General features: G+C 54.8%; 11 protein-coding genes. 9 read left to right on the top strand and 2 right to left on the bottom strand.

Translation table 11 applies throughout. The features are described 5' to 3' along the window. Nucleotides 1-64: 64 nt before the first annotated feature. Complete coding sequence (polA, locus tag ACQYWX_RS27925) at nucleotides 65-2800, top strand: DNA polymerase I (RefSeq protein ID WP_431687083.1); 2736 nt, start codon at nucleotides 65-67, stop codon at nucleotides 2798-2800. A gap of 80 nt (nucleotides 2801-2880) precedes the next feature. On the opposite strand, the gene ACQYWX_RS27930 is transcribed toward polA, so the two are convergent. Both ACQYWX_RS27930 and ACQYWX_RS27935 read right to left on the bottom strand, forming a co-directional pair. Continuing rightward, nucleotides 2881-4008, bottom strand: a complete 1128-nt coding sequence (locus tag ACQYWX_RS27930) for a PilT/PilU family type 4a pilus ATPase (protein ID WP_216737532.1) — start codon at nucleotides 4006-4008, stop codon at nucleotides 2881-2883. Nucleotides 4009-4070: 62 nt separating this feature from the next. Then, nucleotides 4071-5105, bottom strand: a complete 1035-nt coding sequence (locus tag ACQYWX_RS27935; RefSeq protein ID WP_011400052.1) for a type IV pilus twitching motility protein PilT — start codon at nucleotides 5103-5105, stop codon at nucleotides 4071-4073. Between the two features lie 157 nt (nucleotides 5106-5262). On the opposite strand from ACQYWX_RS27935, the gene ACQYWX_RS27940 reads away from it, so the two are divergent. From ACQYWX_RS27940 to ACQYWX_RS27975, 8 genes are all read left to right on the top strand, one after another. Further along, nucleotides 5263-5949, top strand: coding sequence for a YggS family pyridoxal phosphate-dependent enzyme (locus ACQYWX_RS27940; RefSeq protein ID WP_216737533.1), 687 nt, complete (start codon nucleotides 5263-5265; stop codon nucleotides 5947-5949). A 102-nt stretch (nucleotides 5950-6051) separates the two neighbouring features. Further along, complete coding sequence (gene proC / locus ACQYWX_RS27945) at nucleotides 6052-6882, top strand: pyrroline-5-carboxylate reductase (RefSeq protein ID WP_431687084.1); 831 nt, start codon at nucleotides 6052-6054, stop codon at nucleotides 6880-6882. 74 nt (nucleotides 6883-6956) lie between these two features. Continuing rightward, nucleotides 6957-7496 (top strand): YggT family protein, encoded by a 540-nt coding sequence (locus ACQYWX_RS27950; protein WP_216737535.1) that lies wholly within the window; start codon nucleotides 6957-6959, stop codon nucleotides 7494-7496. Further along, nucleotides 7489-7797, top strand: coding sequence for a DUF167 domain-containing protein (locus ACQYWX_RS27955; protein ID WP_279501598.1), 309 nt, complete (start codon nucleotides 7489-7491; stop codon nucleotides 7795-7797). Before ACQYWX_RS27950 ends, ACQYWX_RS27955 begins: the two co-directional genes overlap by 8 nt. 185 nt (nucleotides 7798-7982) lie before the next feature. Next, nucleotides 7983-9941, top strand: coding sequence for a dynamin family protein (locus ACQYWX_RS27960; protein WP_216737537.1), 1959 nt, complete (start codon nucleotides 7983-7985; stop codon nucleotides 9939-9941). Nucleotides 9942-10113: 172 nt separating this feature from the next. Beyond that, nucleotides 10114-11271, top strand: a complete 1158-nt coding sequence (gene metX / locus ACQYWX_RS27965; protein WP_216737538.1) for a homoserine O-succinyltransferase MetX — start codon at nucleotides 10114-10116, stop codon at nucleotides 11269-11271. Further along, entirely contained in the window at nucleotides 11261-11854 is a 594-nt protein-coding gene (gene metW / locus ACQYWX_RS27970; RefSeq protein WP_216737539.1) for a methionine biosynthesis protein MetW, read from the top strand. The genes metX and metW overlap by 11 nt, the downstream gene beginning before the upstream one ends. 7 nt (nucleotides 11855-11861) lie before the next feature. After that, complete coding sequence (locus ACQYWX_RS27975) at nucleotides 11862-12329, top strand: DUF4426 domain-containing protein (protein ID WP_216737540.1); 468 nt, start codon at nucleotides 11862-11864, stop codon at nucleotides 12327-12329. Nucleotides 12330-12367 lie beyond the last annotated feature (38 nt).

The raw sequence follows: 12367 nt of genomic DNA on the forward strand, positions 1-12367 counted from the left end.
TTAGCCGATCCTGCGGGATACGCTTATTCCGAGCCCATACAACCATTTAAAACCAGTACCATCTATGAGTAAAGAAAACCGTTCAGCGCCTGTCGTCCTGGTAGACGGCTCCTCGTATCTGTTTCGCGCCTACCACGTTCCCAACCTGAAAGAGCTAAGAAACTCCAAGGGACAACCTACCGGCGCCATCAGAGGCGTCATCTCCATGCTTCGGAAGTTACAAAAAGATTATCCGGAGAGCCAGGTGGTCGCCGTTTTCGACGCCAAGGGCAAGAACTTTCGTCACGAAATGTACCCCGATTACAAGGCCAACCGGCCTCCCATGCCGGAAGACCTCGCCTGCCAGATTGCGCCTCTGTACGACATTGTCCGCGCTATGGGGCTGCCTTTACTGATTATAGAAGGCGTAGAGGCTGACGATGTTATAGGCACGCTGGCCCATGAAGCAACTACAAAAGGGCTGGATGCTGTAATTTCCACGGGCGATAAAGATATGGCCCAGTTAGTGAGCCCTCACGTCACCCTCGTCAACACCATGACAGAGACCACCATGGACAGAGAAGGCGTCGTCGAGAAGTTTGGCGTACCGCCGGAACTGATCGTGGATTACCTGGCGCTCATTGGCGATACCGTGGACAACATCCCCGGAGTGAACAAATGCGGTCCCAAAACTGCAGTCAAATGGCTTGGTGAGTTCGGCTCCCTGACGCAAGTGATGGAGCGGGCGGATGAGGTCAAAGGGAAAATCGGCGAAAGCCTGCGCAGCAGCCTGGAGCAGTTGCCGCTGTCAAAAGAGCTCGCCACTATCAAGACCGATGTCGAGCTGCCTTTCACCTTGGAAGAGGTTTGCCCCAATCCCGTCGATACAGAAGCGCTGCGCACCTGGTTTACTGAGTTGGAGTTCAGAACCTGGATCAAAGATCTTGACGCGACACCCTCTACACAGGCGACGACACCCGAAGCCAGCGCCTCCCCCGCGCAAAGCGTTGAGCAGGATTACCAGGTTGTGACAGAGCAGGATCAGTTTGACCACTGGATCAAAGTGCTGACTGACGCCAAAACATTCAGCTTCGACACAGAGACCACCAGCCTCAATTATATGGAGGCGGAGATCGTCGGCGTATCCTTCGCAGTCGAGCCCGGCAAAGCAGCTTACGTGCCTGTAGCCCATGACTATATGGGAGCGCCGGAACAGCTGGAGCGCGATAAAGTTCTGGCCGCGCTCAAGCCTCTTCTGGAGGACCCTGCATATCGCAAGATTGGTCAAAACCTGAAATACGACGCCCATGTATTGGCCAATCATGGCGTTCAGCTCAACAGCATCGCGGAAGACACCATGCTGGAGTCCTACGTGCTGAACTCCACCGCCAACCGTCACGATATGGATACCCTGGCCTCCAAACACCTGGGGCGGGAAACCATCCACTTTGAAGATATCGCCGGAAAAGGGGCGAAACAGCTGACCTTCAACCAGATTAGCCTGGAGCAAGCCGGCCCTTACGCCGCCGAAGATGCGGATATCACCCTGCAGTTGCATCACGCTCTGAACCCGAAACTAAAGAAAGAAGGACGTTTAGAGCAGGTTTATCGCGAAATCGAACTCCCGCTGATTCCTGTATTGATGCGGATGGAGCATCGCGGAGCCTTGGTGGACAGCCAGCGTTTGCGCACTCACAGCCAGGAATTGGCTGAGCGCATGCTGGAGTTGGAAGAAGAAGCTTATGAAAAAGCCGGCCAGAAGTTTAATCTCGGATCGCCCAAGCAGTTGCAGGAGATTTTCTACGAAAAGCTCGGCTTCGACATTATCAAGAAAACGCCGAAGGGACAGCCCTCCACCGCCGAGCCGGTGCTACAGGAACTGGCGGAGAAGTATGAGCTGCCTCGTGTCATTCTGGAGTATCGCGGCCTTTCCAAGCTGAAGTCGACCTACACTGACAAGCTGCCGGAAATGATCAACCCGCGCACCGGCCGCGTGCATACCTCCTACCAGCAGGCGGTCGCCGCCACCGGGCGTTTGTCGTCAAGCGATCCCAACCTGCAAAACATCCCCGTGCGTAATGAGCAGGGCCGTCGCATCCGGCAAGCCTTTATCGCCCCCAAAGGCTGTAAGCTGATCTCCGCCGACTACTCGCAGATCGAGCTGCGCATCATGGCTCACCTGTCCGGGGACGAAGGCTTGTTAAAGGCTTTCTCCGAAGGCCTGGACGTGCATCAGGCGACGGCGGCGGAAGTCTTCAACGTCGCATTCGACGAAGTCAGCTCCGAGCAGCGCCGCAAAGCCAAGGCCATCAACTTCGGTCTGATCTACGGTATGTCCGCCTTCGGTCTGGCCCGCCAGATACACGTTGAGCGCGGCGAAGCGCAGAGCTATATCGACAAATACTTCGAGCGTTACCCCGGCGTGTTGAACTACATGAACCGCATTCGCGCGGAAGCTCAGGATACCGGCTACGTGGAGACCTTGTTCGGGCGTCGTCTGTATTTGCCCGACATTCGCTCCAGCAATCGCAATCTGCAACAGGCGGCGGAGCGCACCGCCATCAACGCCCCCATGCAGGGTACGGCGGCTGACATCATCAAACGCGCCATGCTGGCGGTGGACGCCTGGCTGGAAGGTAAAGACGCGCCGCCGGCGAAGATGATCATGCAGGTGCACGATGAGTTGATCCTGGAAGTAGAGGAAAGCGCTGTCGAGGCAGTTAAAGAGAAGCTGACGCAGATTATGTCTTCCGCCGCGGAATTGAATGTGCCGCTATTAGTGGAAGCCGGCGCTGGCAATAACTGGGATGAGGCGCACTAGCGCTTCCTGAAACGCAAAACGGCGGGGCCTTTGAGGACCCCGCCGTTTTTTTATCCGCTTTCAGAAGCGATTTTCAGCGATCAATAATCCTGGTCGTCGCTCAATGACAGACTGCTGGCTGCGCCTTGCAGCTTGGAAATATTGCTGTCTGCACCCAGTTTGATCATCAGACGCAGGTCGTTCGCGGAGTCCGCATGAGACAACGCGTCTTCGTAGGTAATCTCTCCCGCAGCGTAAGCGCGGTACAGCGCCTGATCGAAAGTCTGCATGCCCAGTTCCGACGACTTGGTCATCAGCTCTTTCAACTTGTGCACTTCCCCTTTACGAATCAAGTCTGCGGCCAGCGGCGAGTTGATGAGGATCTCAACAATCGCCCGACGTCCCTTACCGTCCGGGGTCGGCACCAATTGCTGCGCCACGATAGCCTTTAAGTTCAAGGATAAATCCATCCACACCTGGTTATGCTGCTCAGGCGGGAAGAAGTTGATGATCCGGTCCAGCGCCTGGTTGGCGTTGTTGGCGTGCAATGTCGCCAAACACAAGTGACCGGTTTCCGCGAAGGTCACCGCATATTCCATGGTGTCGGCGGATCGCACCTCCCCGATCATGATAACGTCGGGAGCCTGCCGCAGCGTGTTCTTCAGAGCCACTTCGAACGACTCCGTATCCAGTCCCACTTCCCGCTGCGTAATAATGCAGCCGTGGTGCTGATGGATATATTCGATGGGGTCCTCGATGGAGATGATGTGACCTTTGCTGTTGCGGTTCCGGTGGCCGATCATCGCAGCCAGCGACGTGGACTTACCGGTGCCGGTGGCGCCGACAAAGATAATCAGGCCCCGCTTGGTCATCGACAGAGACTTGATAACCTCCGGCAGATGCAGGTCGTCCAGCTTGGGAATATTGGTCTCAATACGACGCAACACCATCCCGCACAGGTTGCGCTGATAAAAGGCGCTGACCCGGAAACGACCGATGCCGCGGGCGCTGATTGCAAAGTTGCACTCATGCGCAACCTCAAAATCCGCACGCTGCTTTTCCGACATTATGGAAAACACGGTTTCCCGCGTCTGCTCAGGAGACAGCGGCGATTTGGTGATTGGCACCATACGACCGTGGACTTTAATGCTGGGCGGCACCCCAGCTGTGATAAAGAGGTCCGAAGCCCCCTTTTCCACCATGATTTTTAACAGCTTGTCGAAATCCATCACAACACCCCAATGGTAATAACGCTACAGCGACCGGCATAAACCGGGATAAGGTCGCGGCGTCAGAAATTCTCCGGCATTTTGGCTTTTTCGCGCGCGGCTTCGCGGCTGATCAGCCCTTTAGAAATCAAATTGTGCAGACACTGGTCAAGGGTCTGCATACCCAACGCGGCGCCGGTCTGGATAGACGAGTACATCTGGGCGACTTTGTCTTCGCGTATCAGGTTACGAATCGCTGGCGTGCCGATCATGATTTCATGGGCCGCCACACGACCGCCGCCGACCTTCTTCAGAAGTGTCTGCGAGACGACCGCCTGTAACGATTCGGAGAGCATTGATCTTACCATGGCTTTTTCTTCCGCAGGAAACACGTCGACCACCCGGTCAATGGTTTTCGCAGCGGATGTGGTGTGCAGGGTGCCGAATACCAAGTGTCCGGTTTCCGCAGCAGTCAGCGCCAGACGGATGGTTTCCAAGTCCCGCATCTCACCAACCAGAATAATGTCCGGGTCTTCCCGCAGGGCTGAACGCAGCGCTTCGCTGAACCCTAACGTATCACGGTGCACTTCGCGCTGGTTCACCAGACACTTCTTACTTTCGTGCACGAACTCGATAGGGTCTTCGATAGTGAGGATGTGGTCGTAACGGGTATCGTTGATAAAGTCGATCATCGCCGCCAGCGTCGTACTCTTACCGGAACCGGTCGGTCCTGTAACCAGACAGAGCCCGCGAGGCTTGAGGGCGATATCCTTGAACACCTGCCCCATTCCCAAGTCTTCCATTGTCAGCACTTTGGAGGGGATGGTCCGGAATACGGCGCCGGCGCCGCGGTTCTGGTTGAAGGCGTTAACCCGGAAACGGGCGACTCCGGGAACTTCGAAGGAAAAGTCCGTCTCCAGAAACTCTTCGAAATCCTTACGCTGTTTATCGTTCATAATATCGTAAATCAGCGCGTGTACTTCTTTATGCTCCATTGCGGGCAGGTTAATTCGCCTGACATCCCCGTCGACGCGTATCATGGGAGGCAACCCGGCAGATAGGTGTAAGTCGGAAGCGCCCTGCTTAGCAGAGAACGCAAGCAACTCGGTAATGTCCATTAGGAATCCCCGTTTTGAACCTTATAATGACATGCAGCCTTCCGGCGGCCCTCAAACAGCGCCACCTCCCCACGACGACGGAAGGAACTGAATTTTGTCGGCGGGTTGGTTACAATCTGCGCGTTTCGACGCAGCCTAAGCTATTGATAGAAATAATATGTTCAGCATAGCAGACAACATCAAAACAGTAAGCCAAAGAATACAAAATGCAACAAAATCCGCGGCCCGGCCGGCGGATTCCGTGACGTTGCTCGCAGTCAGTAAAACCAAGCCGGCCGAGGCCATTCGGGTCGCGTATGACGCGGGACTGAGAGATTTTGGCGAAAATTACCTGCAGGAAGCCCAGGATAAAATCGCCCAGTTAAGCGACCTCTCCATCAATTGGCATTTCATCGGCCCATTGCAGTCCAATAAAACCCGCCCGGTGGCGGAGTTATTCCAATGGGTGCATACCGTGGACCGGGAAAAAATCGCCCGCCGTCTGTCAGAGCAGCGACCGGAGGGAGCCTCACCGCTGAATGTCTGCATTCAGGTCAATATTAATGATGAAAGCAGCAAGTCTGGCGTGTCGCCAGATGAAGTCGCGCCTCTGGCGGACATTATCAGCGCTCTGCCCGGCCTGCGCCTGAGAGGGCTGATGTGTATTCCCGACCCGACTCAGGGTGAAGCAGCACTGGCCGCCACCTTCAAGGAGTTGAGTCGCCATTTTGCTGCGCTGCAAAGCCGGTTCGATAGCGTAGACACCTTATCCATGGGCATGTCCGATGACATGGAGGCCGCCATTGCCGCTGGCTCCACCATTGTTCGCATCGGCTCCGCCATATTTGGCGCCAGAAACTACTAAAATGCAGCGAAATCAGCGGATTTTATCCGCCTGCACTTTAAATCCTCCGTCACAAACATTATTAAGACAGTTGGCGATAGTCGTATCCGCAAAGAGAACACTATGAAAGAACACCCACAGCTTACCTTCATCGGCGCCGGCAATATGGCCCGAGCGATACTTGGAGGCCTGATAGCCAATGGCTACCCGGCGAACAGACTGGCCGCGACCGCGCCTGCCGAGCATGAGTTAAAAGAAGCCGCAGACGCGTTCGGCATCCCGACCAGCACGGACAATCAGCAATTCATGGCGGACTGCGACGCGCTGATCCTGTGCGTAAAGCCACAGGTCATGCAGGTGGTCTGCGAGGGATTGGCGAAGGCCGTACAACAGCGTCGCCCTCTAATAGTCAGCATCGCCGCAGGCGTTTCCTGCGAGCAAATTGAAACCTGGTTGGGAGGCGACCTGCCAGTAGTACGCTGCATGCCAAATACGCCGGCTCAGGTGCACCTGGGCGCCAGCGGGCTATACGCTAATCCACATGTCAGCGACGCACAGCGTGAGATTGCAGACAACCTGTTCAGCGCCGTCGGCATCGTCGCCTGGACGTCAAAGCAAGAGGACATACACACCGTCACAGCTTTATCTGGAAGCGGTCCTGCTTACTGCTTCATGTTCATGGAAGCGATGGAAGAGGCTGCCGCCTCGCTAGGTCTGGACCCGGCCAGCGCCCGAACCCTGGCGATTCAAACCATGCGCGGCGCCGCCGAGCTGGCGACGCGTAGCGATGAAGGCCCCGCGCAACTGAAAAAGCGCGTCATGTCTCCCGGCGGCACGACGGAACAAGCGATCAAAAGCTTTGAGGAGCAGGATATGAAAGCGATGGTGAAAACCGCTATCCGCAAAGCTTGGGAGAGATCCTATGAATTAAGTGGAGAGCGCGCGCCGGAATAATCTTCTTGACGGTCGTGAGTGAATTGTTTTTTCTTGCAGGCGGCTAGAGCAACTTCCAGACGGATATAAAGCCTATGTTACAAATATTGTTAGAAGTCACATATTACATCGGGATGTTCTACATAAGCGTGGTGCTGATGCGGTTTATCCTCCAGGTTTCCCGGGCGGATTTCTACAACCCGATCAGCCAGTTCGTGGTTAAGGCCACCAACCCGTTGCTGTTGCCGCTCAGAAAAGTCATTCCCGGCTGGAAAGGCCTGGATTTCGCATCACTGGTGCTGGCGCTACTGCTTTCAATCATCCTGATTATCGTCGTCCACTTGATTCCCTTGTCTCTCATCGTCGCCAAGCTGGGACTCATTGTGACGAACGCCGTACTGATGATGATTAAATGCGTCATTAACATCTATCAGTTCGCCATCTTTATCATGGTCATTATCAGCTGGGTGTCTCCGGGCAGCTACCACCCAGGCGCACAGCTCGTCCATCAGATCACCGAACCATTGATGCGCCCTGTACGCAAAATCATGCCGCCCATTGGCGGACTGGACCTGTCGCCCATGGTCGTGTTGCTGCTGCTGTTCGTGATCAGCCGGGCGCTGTCCATTGCCTGATCCGGCCACACCCCGCTGCGTCAGCCTGCAGGATGAGCAAACGCTCATTCTGCAGTGTCATTTACAGCCGGGGGCCAAAAAAGATGAGATCGTCGGCCTTCATGGCGACGCGCTGAAAATCAAAATAAGCGCCCCGCCTATTGAAGGTCGCGCCAATCAGCAGCTTGTCCGTTTTCTCGCCAAACTCTGCGGCGTCAAGCAACAAGATGTACAAATCCTCGCCGGTGAAAGCAGCCGTCAAAAGCGTATTCGCGTGCAAAACTTGACGGACGTCCCAAAGCTACTAAAACCCTATATATGATAACAAACCGTTACATGACGGTTTGATGTCCTTTTAGCAATATAAACGCTTGATTTTCCAAAGCTACCCGATACAAAATCAAACCTGAACAAATTTTCATCATTCGCAGTCGCCAACACGGACACAGCAGCGCCAACGGAATCCCATATAATGGCAACCTTAGGGTCAGAGCGAGAAACAACAATATGAGCAGTGGACTAAGTTATCACGTCGAAGCCTACCACCAGTGGAAGAACACCCTGATCCGGGAGATCGCCCATTATCAAAGCTGGCTGCGCACCAATCAGCTGAACTCCGACGATCTGGAGCTGAAACTGCAGCGCTGCGCTCAGTTACTGCATGAGGACAACCTCACCATCGCTTTCGTCGGCGAGTTTTCCCGTGGTAAGACCGAACTGATCAACGCTCTGTTTTTCGCCGAGTTCGGCCAGCGCATGCTGCCTTCTCAGGCCGGGCGCACCACCATGTGCCCTACCGAGCTGTTCTATGATCGCGATGGCGGCTCTTACCTTAAGCTGCTTCCCATAGAGACCCGTAGCGAAGAGAAATCCCTGGCGGATTACAAACGCAGCCAGGAGCACTGGGTCTATTACCCTCTGGACATGACTACGCCGGAATCCATGCGCGAGTCGCTGGACCAAGTAGCGCGCACCCGTACAGTCAGTTTTGAAGAAGCCCGCCGTCTGGGCTTCGAGCTTGGCTCATTAGAGCGCGATCCCAGCCATCCAGGCATGGCGATCATTCCGGCCTGGCGTCATGCGCTGATCAGTTTGGAAAACCCCATGCTTCAGCAAGGGCTGCGCATACTGGACACCCCTGGACTCAACGCCTTGGGCTCCGAACCTGAGCTGACCGTCAGCATGATTCCCAACGCTCATGCCGTCATATTTATGCTCGGCGCGGACACCGGCGTTACCGCCAGCGATATGGAGATTTGGACCAACCACATCTTCACCGAACATTCCGATCACCGCGCCGGCCGTTTTGCGGTGCTCAACAAGATCGACGTACTCTGGGACGATATTCAGGGCGAAGAACACACCAACAAGGCCATCGCTAAGGTGCAGTCTAAAACCGCAGACCAGCTGGGCCTTAAGCCGGAAGAAGTGCTGCTTCTCTCCGCCAAACAGGCGCTGGTCGGACGCATCAAGGGTGATGAGCAGAAGTTGCGCAGCAGCCGCCTCGACGACTTGGAGGCCTTGCTTACCGATCGCATTCTGGGCCAGAAAGAACGGCTGATCACCCACAACGTGGTGAACGACGTGCTGGGTATGCTGCAAACCAGTCAGGCCATTTTGCAATCCCGTTACTCCACCTATCAGGAGAAGCTGGAAGAGTACGAAAGCAAAGGCGTCAGCGCGGATTTCCTGCGCGAACTGACTGACAAAACTCAGGACGACTACAACTTTTATTACAAAAAGCTGTTTACGCTGCGCTCTAGCCGCCGTCTGATGAAGTCGCAGGCGATGATTCTGAATAATCTGGTGAATCTGGAGCATTTCGAATCCCACGCCAAAAAGACGCGCGATGAGCTGATTAACAGCTGGACGACGATTGGCATGGGCCGCGCCATGGCCGGTTTCTTCCATGCGATTGAAAACGACATCAGCAACCTCAACCACGAAGCCAGGCTGGCTCAGAAAATGGTGGGCTCTATCTATCAGCGCTACGCCAATGATGCGCGCTCAAGTCATCTGCGCCCCGCGCCGTTTACCATTACCAAGCAAATCCGGGAAATTGAAGGGTTGAAGATGCGCGCGGATAAATTCCGCCGCAATCCGCGCACACTGGTTTCCGAGCAGACGGTGGTGGTGAAACGCTTCTTTACGGTTATCGTCAGCGAAGCTCGACGCCTGTATGACGAAATTCATAAAGAATCGGACCGTTGGCCTCAAGAGGCGTTATTGCCGATATTGCAGCACACCATTGAGCAAAAGCAGTTGCTGGAACACCAGATTCGTCGTCTGAAGGACTTGGCGAAAACCGCCAAAGACACGCGCAGTCAGGTGAAACGCATTGTGAGCATGATGGAGGAAATCAATCAGGAGATTCAGGAAGCGGAACAGATACAGCGCAAGCTGCGTCGCCCTGCTCCACAAATGCTCTCCCAGAAGGTGGTCAGCCTTCCTGGCATGCAACGCTGATAGCCCAGTCATCCGCCGCGTGAGTCCGGCTCGCGCGGCGCATCTCACTCCGCCTGCAGTCTCCCGTTTTCTTATTCTCCATCGCCATCCTGGGTTGGTTATTGCTATCCGCTGGATTGATTAATAGACTGCGCCACTTAGCATGTGTTTTTGAAAGGAATAGTACGCACTAATGCCAGAGGTCATCCCACCTGACTCTGTCGGGATCGTCACGCCGCAAGTCGCTCAATTCGATATTCCTCTCACCCTGGAATGCGGCAAGCAGTTGAACAGTTTTCAACTGATGTACGAAACCTACGGGGAGTTGAACGCAGACCGCTCCAATGCGGTGCTGATCTGTCACGCCCTCAGCGGCCATCATCACGCCGCGGGTTATCATTCCATGGAAGACAGCAAGCCCGGCTGGTGGGATTCCTGTATAGGTCCCGGCAAACCGATAGATACGAATAAATTCTTTGTCGTCAGCCTGAACAACCTGGGCGGCTGCGCCGGCTCCACTGGCCCCGCGTCAATTAATCCTGAAACCGGCAACGCCTATGGCCCCGACTTCCCGGTCGTCACCGTACAGGACTGGGTGCGCAGTCAGGCCATGCTGGCGGATCGCCTCAATATTCCGCACTGGGCGGCGGTGATCGGCGGCAGTTTGGGTGGCATGCAAGCGCTGCAATGGTCCATCGAATACCCCGAGCGCGTTCATAACGCCGCGGTAATCGCCTCCACGCCACGCTTGTCCGCACAAAACATCGCATTCAATGAAGTGGCCAGAAAGGCCATTACATCTGATCCTAATTTCCATGAAGGCCGTTATGGCGAGCACACCACCTATCCGGATAAAGGCTTGATGCTGGCGCGGATGGTTGGGCACATCACCTATCTTTCCAACGCCTCCATGGGTGAGAAGTTCGGCCGCGACCTGCGCGCTCAAACGCTGAAGTTCGGCTTGCTGGACGTACAGTTTGAAGTAGAAAGCTATCTGCACTACCAGGGCGAACGCTTTTCCAAGAATTTTGACGCCAACACTTATCTGCTCATGACCCGCGCTCTGGACTATTTCGATCCTGCGCGAGCGCACGAGGGCGACCTCAGTAAGGCGCTGGAGCCAGCCAAATGCAAATATCTGGTAGTGTCCTTCACCACCGATTGGCGCTTCCCTCCTGACCGTTCAGAAGAACTGGTCAACGCGATGGTGGAAGCCAAGAAGTCCGTCAGCTACGCAGAGGTGGACTCCCCGCACGGCCATGACGCATTTTTGATACCGACCCAGCGCTATATGGATGTTTTCCATGGCTTTATGGGTCGAGTGGCGAAGGAGATTCCCCATGCGCGCTGATCTATCCATTATCAAAGACTGGGTTCAGCCCGGCACGGAAGTGCTCGACCTTGGTTGTGGCGACGGGACACTTTTGGACTATCTGCAAACCCATAAGCAGGTGCGCGGCTATGGTCTGGAAATCAGTAGCGAGAATATCACTGAGTGCCTGCGCAAAGGCGTCAACGTCATTGAACAGGATCTGGACAGTAAAGGCCTGAGCAACTTCAAGGACAAAAGCTTCGACATGGTGGTGATGACTCAGGCGCTACAGGCGGTTAGACAACCGGACATATTGCTGGACGAAATGCTGCGCCTGGCCAAGGAATGCATCATCACCTTCCCTAATTTCGGTTACTGGCGACTGCGTTACTATCTGGCCCGCAAAGGTCAGATGCCGGTATCCAAAACCTTACCCTATACTTGGTACAACACGCCCAACATCCACTTGTGCACATTCAAGGATTTTGAGGAGCTGTGCTACCAAAAGAACATCCATATTCTGCACAGGACCGTAGTGGACGACGAGCATCGGACCAACTGGCTGAATCAGCTTTGGCCAAACTTATTGGGACAGATCGCTATCTACCACGTTACACGGTGAGGCTCGTATGAAAACATTCGCAAAACTCTTTCGCTCTATTTACGGCTGCGCTTTCGTTTTAATTATCCTGGCGTTGGTCAGTCGCTCGGCTCTGGCTGAGCAAAAAGAAGTTTTCGGCGATTATGAAATTCACTACATCGCCCTTCCCACTACCATTTTGGACCCTGACGTAGCGACTCGTTATGAGCTGCCTCGCAGTAAGTCCACCGGCTTTGTGAATATCTCCGTGCTGAAAAAGCAGGAAGATGGGTCCCTGCGCGCTGTCTCCGCGTTTATCCGCGGCAAAGTGAACAACCCCGTGCAGCAAAGCAGGGATCTGGAGTTCCGCCGAATCAATGAAGGCGAAGCGCTCTATCAAATCGCTGAATTCTGGTACAGCCAGGGAGAAGTATTGACCTTCCAACTGGAAATTCAGGCCGATCCCAATCAGGGCCCCTTCTCTCTGCGCTTTAATCAAGAGCTGTTCCCGGAGTAATGCCCGGGAACCGTTATCCGACGTACTTAGACTTATCT

Origin of the sequence: Hahella sp. NBU794 (assembly GCF_050749805.1) — a bacterium.
In the GTDB taxonomy this organism is placed as follows: domain Bacteria; phylum Pseudomonadota; class Gammaproteobacteria; order Pseudomonadales; family Oleiphilaceae; genus Hahella.